Below are 15,958 nucleotides of genomic sequence, written 5' to 3'. Positions count from 1 at the left end.
TCCGGACCTCCCGGCGAATGGGAAACGAATAACGGACTCACGCGCACATGATCAGCGCCGCTCGCTCACCGCCCCGCTTCGAGCGCGTCCCGCAGGGCGACCAGGGTGGCGCGGGCGGTGGTCCGGTTGCGGGCGGGCCGCCGGACCACGCCGGTGAGCAGCGGGGCGGTGACGGTGATCAGCCGGCCGTGCAGGCTCCGCCGGCGGTCGTGCCACTCCTCCGTCACCTCGCAGCCGTCGGGCACCGCGGTGAAGCGGTAGACCCAGCGGGAGAGCGGGATGCCGAAGAAGCTGACGTCGAAGGCGAAACGCTCGCCCGGGACGGCCTCCACCACCCGGCAGAGGGTCACCCAGGGCAGCCAGGAGGCGCGGTTGCGGCCCAGGAATCGGGTGCCGGGGCGGATGCCCCCGCCGATGCCCCCGCCGCGCCCGAGGAGCCAGGCGCCGCGGCACTCCGGGCTCCACTCCCCCATCCGCCGCACATCGCTGACGGCGGCCCAGGCCGTTCCGGGCGGCACCCGGACGGTCAGCCGTTCGGCCACCTCCGGTGCCGGGTTCGGGTCGCTCACCGTGTCACCTCTCTCCGCGTCCGCGGGCCCCGCCCGCGGGTCCACCGGGGTGCGCCGGCCCGGTCCGGAAGCCGTCGGGCGACGGCCGGACTCCGTCCGCCGGCGCTCACCGGCGGGTCTCCACCGGGGACTTCCGGCCCGGCATCCACCAGTTCCAGCGGGTCATCAGCCGCATCGAGGCGGGCACCACCAGCAGCCGGATGACGGTCGCGTCGAGGGCGATCGCCACCGCCATGCCGATGCCGATCTGCTGGATGGGCAGGATGCCCGCGAAGGCGAACGCCGTGAAGACGGCCACCATCAGCACCGCCGCGCCCGAGATCAGCGGCGCGGTGGCGGCCATGCCGCGGGCCACGCTGCCGGTGGCGTCCCCGGTGGCGACGTAGTCCTCCCGGATCCGGCTGAGCAGGAACACCTCGTAGTCGGTGCTCAGGCTGAACAGCAGGGTCACCAGCAGCACCGGGACGAAGTTGGTGAGGTAGCCGCTGGTGTCGAAGCCGAGCAGCCCGCTGCCCCAGCCGTCCTGGAAGACCAGGACCAGGACGCCGTAGGTGGCGGCCATCGAGACCAGGTTCATCAGGATCGCCTCCAGCGGCAGGAGGACCGACCGGAAGGTGATGAGCAGCAGCAGGTAGATGACGGCGAGCATGGTGCCGATCACCGGGAGCAGACTGTCCGTGATGACCTCGTTGGCGTCGACGCCCTCCGCCGTCTCGCCGCCCACGTGGACCGTCCAGCCGTCCGCCGACAGCCCCGCGGCGGCGGTGCGCACCGAATCCAGCAGGTCCCGTACGGATTCGGAGGCGGCGGTGTCCTTCCCCACCACCTCCATCACCAGGGTCCGTCCGTCCGCGGCGACGAAGTGCCGTACGGCGCCGCGCATGTCGGCAGGGAGCGCGGTGGCGGCCCGGGGTGCCAGGAGGGCGAACGGACGGGAGGGGTCCGCCTGGCGCAATGGGGCGACTACCGAGTCGACCCGGGCCGCGCCGGGCAGGTCGGCCAACTCGTCGTGGAGCTCGGTCAGCCGGGCCGTGTCGGCGGGCGGGCGCTCCCACAGCGGGGTGCGGGATTCCACGACCACCTGGACCGGCGCGGCGCTGCCGACGCCGAACTGGTCCTTGGCGGTGTCGTAGCCCTCGCGCACGGCGGCCCCGGTGGGCACCACCCGGGCGTCCGGGGTGAAGGTCTCCAGCTTCAGCGAGGGCACCGCCAGGACGCCCATGGCGACCAGGCTGACGCCCAGGAAGACCACCGGCCGGCGCATCACGGCGCGGCTGACCGTCGCCCAGCGGCTCGGCCGCGCGGGCGTGCCCGCGGCCCTGCGGCGGCCGAGCGTGCCCCACTCGATCCGGGGACCGAGGAGATGGAGCAGGACCGGCAGCAGCAGCACGCTGGTGAGGATGGAGAAGGCGACCACCACGACGGCGCCGAGCGCCATCGACCAGATGACGTTCAGGTCGACCAGGAAGAGGGTCGACATGGCGGCGACGATGGTGACCCCGGAGGCCACCACGGTCTCGCCGGAGGTGCGCAGGGTGCGGGCCACGGCGCGTTCCACCGCGTCGGCACAGGGGTCCGGCCCCTCGGCGCGGAGTTCGTCCTTGAACCGCATGATGACGAAGAGCGAGTAGTCCACGCCCACGCCGAGGCCGAGCATGGTGGCGGCGTTCTGGACGAAGACGGAGAGCTCGGTGTGGCGGGCGAGGAGGGCGAGCAGGCCGAGGGTGAAGGCGACCGAGGTGACGCCGACCAGCAGCGAGGCGAGGGCGGCGGCCACGCTGCGGAAGAGCAGCAGGAGCACCAGGGCGATCAGCGGGAGGGTGATCAGCTCGGCGCGGACCAGGCCCCGTTCGCTGAGGTGGTTGACCTCGCCCCACAGCGCCGCCTGGCTGACCAGCGAGACGCGCAGTCCCCGGGGCTCGTAGGTGTCGCTCAACTCCTGCTGGATGTCGGGGAGTACGCGGCGGGCGGTGCCGTCGTCGAGCCGGGAGCCGAGCCGGACGAGCGCGGTGCGGCCGTCCTCGCCGAGGAAGGCGCCGCGGGCCCGGTCGCCGGTGAGGGTGGTCCAGCCGTAGGAACCGGAGACGTCCAGCCCGCGGTCGCGGGTGACCCGGTCCACGACGCCGCGCACCCGGGTCTCGAAGGCGGGGTCGCCCCGCTCGTGCCGGGTGTCCCGGACGACGAGGGTGAGGGAGCTCTTCCCCCGCCCCTCGAAGCCCTTGGTGACCCGCTGGGCGGCCGCGGCCGAGTCGGAGCCGGTGACGTACCAGCCGCCGCCGCTCAGCGCATCGGCGAGCTGGGTGGCCCCGTACCCGGTGACCAGGATCAGCAGTACCCAGACGGCCGCCAGCGGCCGGCGGCGGCGGCGGGTGAACCGGGCGGTGCGGGCGGCGATCCGGGCCACCGGGCCGTGACCGCCGGGCGCACCGGCCGGACCGCCGTCCGTCGGGGGCGCGGTGGCAGTACGGGTCGTCGGCTCGGTCATGCCCGGATCGCGATTCCGTGGTCGCGGTCGTCGGTGAGGATCTCCATCAGGGCGCGGTTGCCCGTACGGAGCCGGTCGGTGCGGCCGGTGATCTTGTTGACGATCTCCACCTCACAGGAGGCGATCTTGGTGTTGAGGCAGTGTTTGATGCCGCCCGGCGGGTTGTAGTAGTTCAGCCCGACGAAGTGTTCCGGCCGGGCGTCGAACCGGCCCCGGATGGACACGGTGTCGTCGCCGCCGAGGAAGTTCCAGTAGAAGTAGCCGAAGTCGGCCTTGGCGGTGAGCGCACGGCGCGGCGAGACCAGGGCGTACTCACGTTCCTGGTGGCGCAGGACCAGGAAGGTCACCATGGGCGTGGTGACCGGGCCGGCGATCCGGGTGCGCCCGGTGACGATCTCCAGGAAGCTGTCGGGCGCGTCGTCGAAGCCGGCGACCTGGCCGAAGGCGTAGTAATCGGTGTGCCGGCTGCCCCAGTTGTGGTTCTGGCTGCCGGTCCAGCCGTCGATGTCGATGGTCCTGCCGTCCACGGTGAGCGTGCCGTCGTACACCGCCAGGGGCACGCCGACCAGGCTCTTCGCCTTGGGGAAGCCGCCGCTGTACATGTTCGGCGGCAGCAGCAGGAGGGGCGGCTCGTCGCCCTTGTAGGTGAGGTCCCAGCCGATCCGGCCGTTGGTGCCCACCGCCTCGCCGCGCAGCGCGCCCGGCTCCAGCACCCGGTCGGCGACGCGGGCGCCGAAGGAGTCGCGGTCGAAGGCGCACTCGGCGATCGGGTACTCCTCCTTGGCGACCACGTGCTCCCCGGTGACGCCGTCGAAGTAGACCGCCCACAGCTCGCCGATGGCCGCGTCCGGCATCCCGGCCGGGCTGAAGACGGTGTAGCGGATCCAGAACGCCCGCGGCTCGGTGGGGTGGTTGCCGCGCTGGTAGAAGCTCTCGTAGTGCCCCTCGCGCTGCCCCGGCCGGTAGTGCGTCCGGTTCAGGGCCGCCGCGTCGGCGTCTGTGTAGTCGGTGTGCATGAGTCCCGTCTCCTGGAGGTCTGCCGGTCCCGCCGCGCGCGGGGCCGGGGGACGTGCTGCCGGTCCCGCCCGGCCCGGCGGACGTCCGGCCGGTGCCCGGGGGAACGGCCGGTCCCACCCGGTGCGGCGGGTCCCGGTGTGCTGTCGTTCCGGCGTCAGTCCGCCGCGGCGCCCGTCGGCGCGGCCGTCGCGAGCGGGGCGCGGCGGCGCTCGTGGAGCGTCATGGCCATGCCGTACTTGGGCCGCAGGGTGATGGTCGCGTGATTCACCACCCGGTGGGAGGGGACGTGCCGGAATTCGTACCGCCGGATCAGCGCGGCCAGCAGCAGATGGGCCTCCATCAGCGCGAAGTGCTTGCCGATGCAGAGGTGCGGGCCGGCGCCGAACGGCATGTACGCGAACCGGTAGCGGCCCTTCTTCGCCGCCGCCTCGAAGTGACCGGGGTCGAAGCGCTCCGGGTCGCTCCAGTGCCGCTCGTGGCGGTGGATGTTGAAGAGGTTGACCAGGATGCGCGATCCCTCCGGCACGTGGTGGCCGCCGAGGACGGTGTCCTTGAGCGTCAGCCGGGGCACGATCGGCGCCGACGGGTACAGGCGCAGCGCCTCCTCGAAGATCTGCAGGAGGTACGGCATCCGGGACAGGTCGTCGACGGACGGCATCGCGTCGCCCAGCTCCCGGTCCACTTCCTCCTGGGCCCGGCGCAGCACCTGAGGGTGACGGGAGAGCAGGTAGAAGGCCCAGGTGAGGGTGACGGCGGTGGTCTCGTGGCCGGCCGCGAAGGTGGTGATGATCTCGTCCCGCAGCTCGCGGTCGGTCATCCCCTCGCCGGTGTCGGCGTCCCGGGCGGCGAGCAGCATGTCGAGCAGGTCGTTGGCGCCCTCGGCGGGGGCCCCGGCGGCCCGGCGCTCCTCGATGATGCCGTACATCATGCCGTCGAGGCCGTCCATCACCTGCTGGAAGCGGCGGTTGCGCGGGGTGGGCCAGCCGGTGGGCGGGCTGAACGGGTTCTGCAGCCGGTCGAAGGCGAAGTTGACCGCGACGTCCACCGCTTCCGGGCTCAGCTTGTCCCGGGTGCGGCTGACGTCGGTGCTGAACATGCAGCGGCTGACGATGTCCAGGGTGACCCGCATCATCTCGCCGTGGATGTCGATCTCGGCGCCGGTGGCGTGGCTGCGCTCCATGTGGGTGAGCTGGTCGGCGGTGGCGTCCACCATCGCGCGGAACATGCCGGCGAGCGCCTGCTTGGCGTAGATGGGCTGCATCATGCGCCGGTTGCGCATCCAGCTCTCGTGGTCGTCGCTGGTGAGCAGCCCCTCGCCGAGGATGAGGCGGAGCGGGTTGTCCGGACCGAGCTTGCCGAACGTGCCGCTGTCGGTGAGCACTTCACCGGCCAGCTCGGGGCTGGAGACGCCGTGCACCACGAGCGGGCCCAGCCGGTAGCGGACGAGGTCGCCGTGGGCCTGCCATCCCCGGTGCATGGCGTCGAGGATGTCCTTGCGGAAGTACACGATGTTGCCCAGCAGCGGCAGACCGTCGGCCTCCGGGGCGGGGCCGTGGTGCCGGGCGGGTGCCGCCTCCGGTGCCGTGCGCGGTGCCGCGCCGGGTGTCGTCGCTGATGCCATCTCGGGTGTCCTCCCCGCCGCCGTCACTTGCGCCCGAGGGCGCAGAGCCAGCCGAGCGAGCGGCGCGGCTCGGCGACGAACCGGACGTCCCGGAAGCCGGCCTCGGTGAGCATCCCGGTCAGTTCGGCGCCGGACAGGATGTGCAGCCCGTCGCGTTCGGAGCGCTCGGTGAACCGCTTGCCGAAGAAGCGCTGCACCAGTGAGGGGTCGGCGGCCGCCTCCCGGCTCATCTCCAGCGTGATCGCCACCTGCCCGCCGGGCCGGAGCACCCGGTGCGCCTCGGCGAGGCCGCGCATCGGATCGGGCCAGAAGTAGAAGGTCTCGATCGCGCTGACGTGGTCGAACGAGGCGTCCTCGTAGGGCAGTTCCGCGGAGTCGCCGTGCCGGATCTCCACCCGGCGCCGGGCGACGGCGTCCGCGTTGCGGCGCACGGCCTGGCTCACCATGTCCATCGAGTAGTCGACGCCGGCGACGAACCCCTGCGGCGTCCGCTCGGAGAGCAGCTTGACCGCCATGCCGCCGCCGCAGCCCACGTCCAGGACGCGCTGGGAGCGGCGGACGTCCATGTGCTCGATCGCCCACACCGTCAGCGAGCGGTGCTGGAGGGTCATCAGGTGGCCGACGAGCTGCCCGGCCGTGCCGTTGGGCTGCCGGAAGTTCGTCTCGACCACTTCCAGCGGTCGGTTGAGCAGCGTGCCGATCATCCGGGTTTCCCTTCGCGGGCGGTGCGGGTGGGAGGCCTGCCTTGGCGGCGGCGGAAGAGGGCCGCGGGGGTCCCTGGCACGGCCAGGGACCCCGGCGCGGAGAGGGCAGGATTCGAACCTGCGAGGGCTTGCACCCGATCCGGGTTTCCCCGGAACCCCGTTGGGCCGCTTCGGGTACCTCTCCCCACGGCGGGCCGGGCCGTATCGACCCGTTGTGCCGGTGGCAGTGATTCTGCCGCCCGCCTCTGACATTCCACTGATACGCACCTGAGACGCGCGCATCACACCCGGAACAGCCGAAACTGCGTCCGAGAGGGTGAGCGCCGCCACAGGTGGCCGGTCCGGCGAGAAGCCGGGGACCTTTCGAGGAAAGGAGAGGCCCGATGCCCGAACAGCCCCTGCCCGCAGCGAACGAGGAGAACGGCAGTGCCGACAGCGCAGAGCACGCGGGAACCACAGCCGGTACCGGGAACGCGGGCCGTGCACGGTCCGCAGGGCCTGCCGGTGCCGGGAACGCGGACGGTGGACGCGACGCGGGAACGGCCCGTGCCGGGGACACCGGCCGGGCGCGGGACGCACGAACGGCCCGTGCCGGGACGGCGAACGGTGCGCGGGACGCACGAACGACCGGTGCCGGAACGGCGAACGGTGCGCGGGACGCACGAACGACCGGTGCCGGAACGGCGAACGGTGCGCGGGACGCACGAACGGCCCGTGCCGGGAACGCAGCGGGCACCGGGGACTCCGAGCACGCCGAGCACCTGGAGACCGGGATCGCGGCCGACGCGGAGACCGACCCCCACTCCTTGAGCGACGGCGAGGCGGCACGGCTGCTGGCCGGGGCGCGCTGGCGCCGGGTGGTGGTGCTCGGCGACGGCGGAAGGGAACGGCGCAGGGCCCGGGCAGCCGACGGCCACGAGGACGCACCCTGGTACGACCGGGTCACGGACGCCCTGCGCGGGGTGGAACCGGGCCTGGCCTGCCTGAACCTGCTCGGCGGGCGGGGGCGGCGGGCCACCCATGTGCGCTCCCGGCAGCTCCCCGAGGCCCTGGCCTTCGGCGGGGATCTGGCGGTGCTCCAGGTGGCCGGCCACGACCTGCTGCACCCGGCCTTCGACGCCGACGCCTTCCGGACGGAGCTGGTGCGCATCATCGCCCCGTTGCGCGAACGCGGCTACGACGTACTGGTGGTGGAGCCCTTCGACCTGACGCGCTCACCCGGGGGGCGTGAAGTGGACGCGGAGGTGCTGCGGGCCCGGCAGCGCGCCCAGACCGAGCGCTCGCGCACCCTGACGCAACGACACGGAGCGCTCCATGTCGACCTGTCGGCCGGTCGCTCGTCGGCCGGCGCCGGGGTGTGGGGCGCCACCGGTCTGGTGCCGAACAGCCGGGGTCACGCCGTGATGGCGGCGGCGGTGGTCCGGGCCCTCGGCGCACGCCTCCGTCCGGCGGCCGGCTCCGGACCGCCGTCCGCGGGCCGGGTGGTCGGCGGACGGGCGGGCCGGCCGGGAGGCGGACCGGCGGGCGGCATCACCGGCCGGCCCTGCGGGGCGCCCCGGAGACGGGGGCACACGGCGCCGAGGTGACGTACGCGGACGGGCGGGGTGCGCGGCGGCGGACGGGGCGGGACGTGGCCCCCTGACCCGAAGCAGTCGGGACGTGACCCGAACCCGAAGAGGCGGGGGCACGTCCCGGGACCTGCGCCCGGACGTGCCCCCGTCGTCGGACCGGGGCGCGCCGTCCCAGGGCCGGTCGTTCAGGTCGGGGCGCGCCGCCCCAAAGCCGGTCGTTCGGACCGGACCGGGCTTCGTGGTGCCCGGCACCTCCCGGGAGCGGTGCCCGGCACCGCTCCCGATTCGCGCCCGGTCCGAACAACCGGACCTACCGCTCCAGTTCCTGCTTCAACCGCTCCAGGGTCGCCCGCATCTGCACCCGGTTGGCGAGGTGGCGCTGGTCCGGGCGGGTGCCGGTGAAGATCCTGCCGAGCAGTTGGGCGACGCCGCCGCGCCGGCCGGTGCGCAGGTCCCGCCAGTGCTCGGTCACCCGGGTGCCGTCCGCCTCCGGGGTGAACCGGTAGCCCCAGAGGGCCACCGGGAGTCCGAAGGTGCCGACCCGGAAGGCGAACGCGGCGCCCGGCTCGGCGCTGGTGACCCGGCAGTCGGTGAACCAGAAGAACGGGCCCTTGCGGTTGAAGCCGATGAACCGGGCGCCGGCCGGGGCGGGGCCGGGCGGTACCCCGCGGACCGCGACGCACTCCGGGCTCCAGCGCCCCATCGACCGCACGTCGGCGATGGCCGCGTACACCGTCTCGGGAGCCGCCTCGACGAAGACGCTCTCCTCGATCTCCCAGCGGCGTTCCACCGGACTCATCGGCTCCCCTCGGGTTCGGACACACGTCGGTTCATCGGGTGACGGGCGGACACCGCGCACCGGCACGGCGCATAGGTCATGTACGCATCAGGAACGGGTGAGCAACAGTACCGCGTTCTGCCCGCCGAACCCGAAGGAGTTGCTGACGACCACCTCGACCGGGGTCTCCCGGCCCTCCTTGGCCACCACGTCCAGCTCGATCCCGGGGTCCGGGACCTCCAGGTTGGCCGTCGGCGGGACGAAGGACTCCTCCAGGGTGAGCGCCGCCACCGCCGCCTCGATCGCCCCGGCGGCCGAGAGCGAGTGGCCCGTCACGCCCTTGACCGAGGTGACCAGCGCCCGGTCGCCCAGCACCTCCCGGATCAGCCGCGCCTCGGTGGCGTCGTTGATGACGGTCGCGGTGCCGTGCGCGTTGACGTGGTCCACCTCGTCCGGGCCGACGCCCGCGTCCGCCAGGGCCGCCCGCAGCGCGAGTGCGGCGCCCGTGCACTCCGGGTCCGGGGCCGTCGCGTGGTAGGCGTCCGCGGAGGCTCCGAAGCCGCTGACCATGGCCCGGATCCGGGCCCCGCGGGCACGGGCGTCGGCGGCCCGCTCCAGCACCAGGACGGCGGCGCCCTCGGCGGCCACGAAGCCGTCCCGGCCGGCGTCGAAGGGGCGGGAGGCGGCCCGGATGTCGTCGCTGCGCCGGGAGAGCGCTCCCATCTGGCTGAACCCGGCGACCAGCGAGGGCGTCAGAGGCGCCTCCGCGCCCCCGGTGATCACCACGTCGCAGGCGCCGGAGCGCAGCAGGTCGCGCGCCGTCCCGATGGCGGTCGTGCCCGAGGCGCAGGCCGTCGCCGTCACCAGCGACGGGCCCCTGGCGCCGAACTCCATCGAGACGTACCCGGCCGTCATGTTGGCCGACAGCATCGGGATGAGCCGGGGCGAGACCCGGCGCGGCCCGGAGTCGAGCAGCCGCCGGTGCTGGGTCTCCCAGGTCTGCGCGCCGCCGATGCCGTTGCCGAGCACCACGCCGACCCGGGCGCCGTCCCAGCTCTCCGGGTCGAGGCCGGAGTCGGCCACCGCCTCCAGGGCGGCGGCCAGCGCGAGCTGGCTGGAGCGGTCGAACTGCAGGACGCGGCGCCTGCCGAGGACGGCGGCCGGATCGAACCCCTGCACCCGGCACGCGAAGTCGGCCGCGATACCGGCGAGTTCGGGCACCGTGACGGCGGCCGTGCCGGCCCCCTCCCGGATGCGCTCCCAGGACGCGGCGGTGCCGACCCCGGCCGGGGTCACCATGCCGAGCCCGGTGATCGCCGCGTCGAACCGCTCGGCCCGTCCGCCCATCAGACGGCTCCCGCCTTCTGCTCGATCACCTGGGCGGCCCGGGCCAGGGTGGAGTCGGGGCCGACCTCCGTCTCGGTGAGCGTGACCCCGAACTCCTCCTCGGCGGCGACGGTCAGCTCGACCAGGGCGAGCGAGTCCATCTCCAGGTGGCCGAAGGTGTCCTCGGGCTTCAGCTCGTCCGGCTCCAGCCCGAATCCTTCTGCCAGCAGCTTGATCAGACGGTCGTAGACGTCACTCATGACGGGCTTCCCTCGCGTTCGGGGTGAGCGGCCCGGTGGGGCCGGTGGGGTGGGAAAGGGTGCGGCCGCGCGGTCAGCCGGCGGCGGGCACGCCGCCGGGCGCCGGGGCGGGGGCCGCCTCGGGTCCGGACCGCTCGTAGCGCTCGCGGAAGGCGGCGTACGCCGGGTGGATCTCGGGCTCGAAGCGCAGCGCGAACGGCTTCAGATAGTTGCCGAACAGCGCGCGGTCCCCGAAGAGGTGGATCGGGACGGCCAGCAGCGCCCACTCGGCGCCGAACAGCCAGATCCAGGCGAGCACGACCAGGCCCTGGGTGACCAGGCTGTGCATCACGTTGTAGAGGACGAAGTAGACCTTGGGGATCCGCCCGTCGGGGCTGCGGTGATGGGCGACCGCGCCGGGCAGGTAGCCGATCAGGTCGATGTAGAGGAACAGCCCGGCCGCCGGCAGCCAGCGGACATCGTCGAGGTGGGTGAAGAACAGGACGGCCGCCACCACCAGGCCGAGCCCGTACTCCAGGCGGATCAGCCGGGAGGTGGTGGGCGTCTCGAAGAGGTTCTTCGCGTCCATCAGCGCAGCGCCGGGGTGCTCGGGGCGGGCCCGCCCGCCGCCGCGACGGCCCGCGCCACCGTCTCGTCGCCCAGGACGGTCGCCCCGCCGAAGAGGCCGATGATCACGCGGGCGATGGTCTCCTTGAAGACCCGCTGGGCCACCGGGTCCAGGATGCCGGCGAGGCTGGGGATGCCGAAGTCGAAGTCGGCGGAGAAGGCGACCAGGGTGTTCGGCCCGTCGGCGCTGATCCGCCAGCTGCCGGAGAACTCCGCGAAGTCGCCGTCGATCTGCTCGAAGGAGATGACCAGCGACTCCCGGTCGAAGCGGTCGGCCTCGGTCCAGCCGAGGATGCCGTTACGGAAGTAGACCTTCCACTCGCTGGTCTCCTCCTCCGGCGAGATCTCGTGGACGGTCACGCTCCGGACCACGTCGGTGAATTCCGGGTAGCGGGCGAAGTCGTGGATGCGGTCGAACGCGGCGGCGGGGTCGACGCCGTCGATACGGAGAAGAACTTCTGCGGTACGCATGGTCTCAGCTGCTTCCTGCGGTGGACGCGGTGGATGAGTATCGGAGCGCCTGCGCGCGGCACGCCCGGTCGAACGCCTCGTAGAGGAAGTCCAGATCGCCGCGGTCGAGGATCGCGGGCGGCGTCAGGCGGAGGACGAGGTGGGAGTTGAGGGAGTGGTTGGCGATCACCCCGTTGGCGATCAGCTCAATGAGCAGGTCGCCGGCCGGTCCCGGCTCGGCGAACTCGATGCCCAGCAGCAGGCCCCGGCCGCGCACCTCGCGGACGGCGTCCCCGTAGTGCGCCACGGCGATCCGGCGGATCTGCGGCAGCAGTTCCTCGCCGAGCTCCCGGGCGCGCCCGACCAGGTCCTCCTCCTTGATCGCCGCGATGGCGCCGCGGGCGGCGGCCATGGCGAGCGGGGCGCCGGAGAAGGTGGAGGTGTGCAGGTAGGGGTCGCGGTCGAAGACCGAGAACGCCTCCCGGGTCGCCACCACGGCCGAGACCGGGACGACACCGCCGCTGAGCCCCTTGCCGACGAGCATGATGTCGGGGGTGACGCCCTCGGCGTCCGCCCCCCACCAGCTGCCGAGCCGGCCCAGACCGGTCTGGACCTCGTCCAGGACGAGCAGCGCCCCGTGCCGGTCGCAGGCCTCCCGCACCGCGCGCAGATAGCCCGCCGGCGGGATGACCACCCCGGCCTCGCCCTGCACCGGCTCCACGAAGACACAGGCCTCGCCGGGCATCTGCGCCAGTATCGCCTCCAGCGCCGCCGCGTCACCGAACGGCACATGCGTGGTGCCCGGCAGCAGCGGCTGGAAGGGGGTGCGGAAGACCTCGTTGCCGGTGAGGCTGAGCGCGCCGGCGGTCTTGCCGTGGTAGCCGTTCACCGTGGCGACCAGCCGGTGCCGGCCCTTGGTGCGGGCGAGCTTGAGCGCGGTCTCGGCGGCCTCGGCGCCCGATCCGGCGAAGTGGACCCGCGAGAGCCCGGCCGGGGCGACGGAGATCAGCGCCTCGGCGGCCAGCGCCGCCTGCGGCTCCAGGAAGACCCGGGTGGCGATGGGGTGGGTCGCCAGCTGTTCGGTGACGTGCCGGAGCACCGTGGGGTGCCGGGAGCCCATCAGGAAGACGCCGTAGCCGCCGCAGTTGAGGAAGCGCTCCCCCTCGGCCGTGGTGACCCAGGCGCCCTGGGAGGCCACTTCGACATGGCCGCCGAACATCTCGCCGAGGGTGGCCCGGCCCCGGTTCATGTGCTCCCGGACCATCCGGCCGAGTTCCTCGCGGCCGGGGCCCCGGTAGGGGTTGCCTGCCGCGGTGCCGGGTGCGGGGACGGCGCCGGGGGCGGTGGGTGTGGTCGTCATGAAGTCTCCTCAGGCCAGCCGCAGCGGTTCGCCCGCCACGTGCTCCAGGTACGGGCCGGTGAAGGCGGACCGGGACGGCGGGTGGAAGCCGATCCCGTGGGAGGCGGCGGCGAGCACCGCGATGTCGGAGGCGCCCATGTACGCGGTGCCGCCCAGCAGTTCCACGGCCTGGTCACGGGCGTCGGCCAGGGCGTCCTGCGCCGCGTACCGGGCGGTCAGCGCGTGGGCCAGGGCCTCGTTGCCGGTCTCGCCGTCCCGCACCCGCCGGGCCACGCCCTCCAGGAGCTGGGCGGCGGTCTCCAGCCGGACCAGCGCCCGGGCCCGGTCCGACTCGCTGCCCCGCCGCCCGTCCACGGCCCGCTCGACGAGTCCGCTGACCATCCCCAGGTAGCAGCTGGAGATGAGCAGTTCGAACCAGATGAGGCCGACGGTCTGGAGGTCGTCCAGCTCGCCCGGCTCGGCGGTGTTGGGCATCAGCAGCTGCTCGTCCACGAAGACGTCGGTCAGCCGGACCTCGTCGCTCTCCGCGCCCGCCAGCGCCTGGCTCGCCCAGAACGGGTGGACGGTGAGCCCCTCGGTGTCCCGGGGGATGAGGAGCACCGCCGACTGGGTGCCGCCGTCGTCGGCGGGCAGCGCGACACTGGCGGTGAGCAGGTCCATGGATCGGGACAGGCTGCACGGCTTCTTGGCGCCGTTGATGAGGTAGCCGCCCTCGGCCTTCCGGGCGGACATGGTCGGCGACAGGATGCCCTGCCCCGGCCGGCCCTCCGCGAACCCGGAGGCCACCAGGAGCCGTTGTTCCGCCACTCCTTCGAGCAGCGCCCACTCCATGCCGCTGCTCTGCACGCTGTCGGCGAGGCTGAACAGGGTGGCCACGGAGAAGTGGTGCATGGTGGTCGCCACCGACAGGGACGGGGCGCGGGAGCCGAGGGCCCGGGTCACGGCCATCGCCTGCAGCGGGTCGGCGCCGAGCCCGCCGTAGGACTTCGGGATCACCAGCGCGGGTCCGCCGCACTCGCGGAAGAGGCCGATGGCCGGGCTCCGGGGGGTCTCCAGCTCCGCCAGCGACAGGCCGGCGAGGCGGTCGAGCAGCCCCGGGAGGAACGATTCACAGGTCACGCGTGCCGCTTCGAGTGGGCGCATGGTCTCTCTGCTCTCTGTCGTTCTCTGCGTCTTTCAGGTCGCACCGGCCGGGTGGGGGCGGTGGCGGGTGCCGTCGCGGGCGGTGGCCGGCACGGAAGCGGGTGCCGCTGCGGAAGCGGTGGCCGTCGCGGAAGCGGGTGCCGTCGCGAAAGCGGGTGCCGTCGCGGGGCTCGCTCGGGAGTGAGCCCCGCGCGGTCAGTCGCGCGCCGTCCCGCCCGCCGGCTCCGGCCCCTCTCCCCGCATCGCCCGCCAGGCGCCGAAGACGGCCTCCCGGGGGCGGACGGAACCGTCGGAGACGCTCACGCCCTGGATGTGCGAGGTGCGCAGGATCGGGTAGTTGGCCTCGCCGTACACCCCGCCGGTCAGCCCGGTGCCGCCGTGCGTGGGCAGGCCCGGCAGGAAGCCGATGTGGGAGTCGTTCACCTTGAGCAGACCGCCCTGGGTGATCCGGGTGACGAAGTGGTCCACCACCTCCGGGTCCCGGGCCCACACCGAGTTGCGCAGCCCGTACGGGTTGCTGTTGACGAAGTCCACGAACCGGTCGAGCAGCACGGCCTCCGGGGCCGGGTCGGCCGCGATCACCGGCAGCAGCGGGAAGAACGTCTCGTGGCGCACCGCCTGGATCCCGCGGGCCCCCTCCATCCCCCGGACCAGCACCACCGTCGGCTCCAGGAAGATGCCGGCGACGTCCCGGGTGCCGTCGGCCTGCATAGCGTGGCCGCCGCAGACCAGTTCGGCACCGCCGGCGAGGGCGTCGTCCAGGCAGGAGAAGAACTTCTCGTTGCGCAGCACCGGGGTGAGCAGCACGTCCTCCTCCCGGACCGAACCGCCCCGGATCTGCAGCGCCTTCTCGGCGAGCAGCGCCACCAGGTCGCCCGCGATGTCCGGGTGGGCCAGCACCTGGTTGGGGATCATGCACAGCTGGCCGGAGCCGTAGAAGCTCTCGGTCAGCGCTTCGGCGGCGAGGTCCAGGTCGGCGTCCTTCCAGACCACCACCGCGTCGTTGCCCGCCAGTTCGAGGATCGGCTTCTTGCCGGCCGCGACGCAGCGGTTCTGGAAGCGGATGCCGGCCTCGCTGCTGCCGAAGTACATGACGTCGTCGACGAGCGGGCTGTCCAGCCAGGCGGACAGCACCGGGGCCGGGTCGCCGCAGACCACGTTCAGGGTGCCGCCGGGCGCGCCGAGCTCCTCCAGCACGGGGGCGACGACCTCGTGAAGGACGTACATCACGCCGAGCGGGGCGCTGCGCGGGGCCCGGACGACGAGGGAGTTGCCCGCCATCATCGCGGTGACGCCGAGCAGGGCGCTGGACAGCGGGGCGTTCTGCGGCGGGTTGAGGCAGACCACGCCGTCCGGCCGGCGGCGCACGGAGAGGCGCCGCTCCCCGTGCCGGGTCTCGCGCAGCATCTGGCTGCGGTAGAAGGCGAGCGACTCGGGCCCGAAGCACTCCAGGGCCCCGGAGACCTGCCAGCGGGCCAGCGCCAGCGGGTGGCCCTCCCGCAGCAGGATCTCGATGGTGCGGTCGGCCTTCTCGGTCAGCCGCCGGTGCAGCAGGGCGCCGAACCGGTCCAGCCGCTCGTCCAGCGGGAACGCGTTCCACTCGCCGGTCGCGCGGGCCGCGGCCTCGACGGCCTGCAGCACGGTCTCCCGGTCCGCTCGCGCGACCCGGCCGACGATGTTGTCGCCGGGGAGGTCCTCCGGGGCCAGCCGGCCGCTCTCCAGCTTCCGCTTGAGCGTCAGGCTGGCGAAGGCGTCCTCCAGCAGCGCGTCCGAGTCGACGACATAGACCCACTGGTCACTCGGGACGCTCTTGCCGTCGACGAGCGAGGCGTAGGTCAGCAGCCGGCTGCCGCCCGCCGTGCCTCCGGCTGCGTCCTCCATGAGATGCGACGCCTCCGGCGCCGTACGGGCACTGCACACGCAGATCCTCCGCTCCCCGTCCCCGCCCTCGCGGACGGGAGGAATGTCCCAATGTGATGCGCTCGCCGACGACTGTCACAGCCGGACCTGACAATCGGCGGAGACGCCCCTGAGACGGCCGTGTCAGACCGATCAGAGCGCCCTCCCG

14 protein-coding genes and 1 tRNA gene are annotated in these 15,958 nt (G+C 73.4%); 1 reads left to right on the top strand and 14 read right to left on the bottom strand.

Going from position 1 to position 15,958, the window contains the following annotated elements; translation table 11 throughout:
- Positions 1–65: 65 nt before the first annotated feature.
- From AC3EQ1_RS20650 to AC3EQ1_RS20625, 6 genes are all read right to left on the bottom strand, one after another.
- Complete coding sequence (locus AC3EQ1_RS20650; protein ID WP_432095819.1) at positions 66–569, bottom strand: SRPBCC family protein; 504 nt, start codon at positions 567–569, stop codon at positions 66–68.
- A gap of 106 nt (positions 570–675) precedes the next feature.
- Complete coding sequence (locus AC3EQ1_RS20645; protein ID WP_432095818.1) at positions 676–3,054, bottom strand: MMPL family transporter; 2,379 nt, start codon at positions 3,052–3,054, stop codon at positions 676–678.
- Entirely contained in the window at positions 3,051–4,070 is a 1,020-nt protein-coding gene (locus tag AC3EQ1_RS20640; RefSeq protein WP_432095817.1) for a hypothetical protein, read from the bottom strand. The genes AC3EQ1_RS20645 and AC3EQ1_RS20640 overlap by 4 nt, the downstream gene beginning before the upstream one ends.
- 155 nt (positions 4,071–4,225) lie before the next feature.
- On the bottom strand, positions 4,226–5,692 hold the full coding sequence (locus AC3EQ1_RS20635) for a cytochrome P450 (RefSeq protein ID WP_432095816.1): 1,467 nt from the start codon (positions 5,690–5,692) through the stop codon (positions 4,226–4,228).
- A gap of 23 nt (positions 5,693–5,715) precedes the next feature.
- Positions 5,716–6,396 carry a class I SAM-dependent methyltransferase gene (locus AC3EQ1_RS20630; RefSeq protein WP_351513529.1) on the bottom strand — a complete coding sequence of 227 codons (681 nt, stop codon included), beginning with the start codon at positions 6,394–6,396 and terminating at the stop codon, positions 5,716–5,718.
- Between the two features lie 97 nt (positions 6,397–6,493).
- Positions 6,494–6,580: transfer RNA gene (locus AC3EQ1_RS20625), tRNA-Ser, on the bottom strand.
- A 199-nt stretch (positions 6,581–6,779) separates the two neighbouring features.
- On the opposite strand from AC3EQ1_RS20625, the gene AC3EQ1_RS20620 reads away from it, so the two are divergent.
- The gene (locus AC3EQ1_RS20620) at positions 6,780–7,982 is read left to right on the top strand and encodes a GDSL-type esterase/lipase family protein (protein ID WP_432095815.1); all 1,203 of its coding nucleotides are present in this window, start codon (positions 6,780–6,782) and stop codon (positions 7,980–7,982) included.
- A gap of 295 nt (positions 7,983–8,277) precedes the next feature.
- Here the strand turns inward: AC3EQ1_RS20620 and AC3EQ1_RS20615 are convergent, their stop codons facing one another.
- The 8 genes from AC3EQ1_RS20615 to AC3EQ1_RS20580 all read right to left on the bottom strand — a co-directional run bounded on the left by AC3EQ1_RS20615 (position 8,278) and on the right by AC3EQ1_RS20580 (position 15,771).
- On the bottom strand, positions 8,278–8,766 hold the full coding sequence (locus AC3EQ1_RS20615; protein WP_432095814.1) for an SRPBCC family protein: 489 nt from the start codon (positions 8,764–8,766) through the stop codon (positions 8,278–8,280).
- 87 nt (positions 8,767–8,853) lie between these two features.
- Complete coding sequence (locus AC3EQ1_RS20610; RefSeq protein ID WP_432095813.1) at positions 8,854–10,092, bottom strand: beta-ketoacyl-[acyl-carrier-protein] synthase family protein; 1,239 nt, start codon at positions 10,090–10,092, stop codon at positions 8,854–8,856.
- The gene (locus tag AC3EQ1_RS20605) at positions 10,092–10,331 is read right to left on the bottom strand and encodes an acyl carrier protein (RefSeq protein WP_351513536.1); all 240 of its coding nucleotides are present in this window, start codon (positions 10,329–10,331) and stop codon (positions 10,092–10,094) included. Before AC3EQ1_RS20605 ends, AC3EQ1_RS20610 begins: the two co-directional genes overlap by 1 nt.
- A gap of 73 nt (positions 10,332–10,404) precedes the next feature.
- Positions 10,405–10,899 (bottom strand): hypothetical protein, encoded by a 495-nt coding sequence (locus AC3EQ1_RS20600; RefSeq protein WP_432095812.1) that lies wholly within the window; start codon positions 10,897–10,899, stop codon positions 10,405–10,407.
- A complete protein-coding gene (locus AC3EQ1_RS20595; RefSeq protein ID WP_432095811.1) occupies positions 10,899–11,408 on the bottom strand; it encodes a type II toxin-antitoxin system RatA family toxin in 510 nt (169 codons plus the stop codon). The genes AC3EQ1_RS20600 and AC3EQ1_RS20595 overlap by 1 nt, the downstream gene beginning before the upstream one ends.
- 4 nt (positions 11,409–11,412) lie before the next feature.
- Positions 11,413–12,747 (bottom strand): aspartate aminotransferase family protein, encoded by a 1,335-nt coding sequence (locus AC3EQ1_RS20590; protein WP_432095810.1) that lies wholly within the window; start codon positions 12,745–12,747, stop codon positions 11,413–11,415.
- A 9-nt stretch (positions 12,748–12,756) separates the two neighbouring features.
- Positions 12,757–13,890 carry an acyl-CoA dehydrogenase gene (locus AC3EQ1_RS20585; RefSeq protein ID WP_432095809.1) on the bottom strand — a complete coding sequence of 378 codons (1,134 nt, stop codon included), beginning with the start codon at positions 13,888–13,890 and terminating at the stop codon, positions 12,757–12,759.
- Positions 13,891–14,085: 195 nt separating this feature from the next.
- Positions 14,086–15,771 carry an aldehyde dehydrogenase family protein gene (locus AC3EQ1_RS20580; RefSeq protein WP_432095808.1) on the bottom strand — a complete coding sequence of 562 codons (1,686 nt, stop codon included), beginning with the start codon at positions 15,769–15,771 and terminating at the stop codon, positions 14,086–14,088.
- Positions 15,772–15,958: the final 187 nt, after the last annotated feature.

The sequence above is a fragment of the Streptomyces sp. bgisy100 genome, from assembly GCF_057709105.1.
The sequence above is the reverse complement of the archived record's forward strand: the minus strand, read 5'-3'. Positions and strand labels throughout refer to the sequence as shown.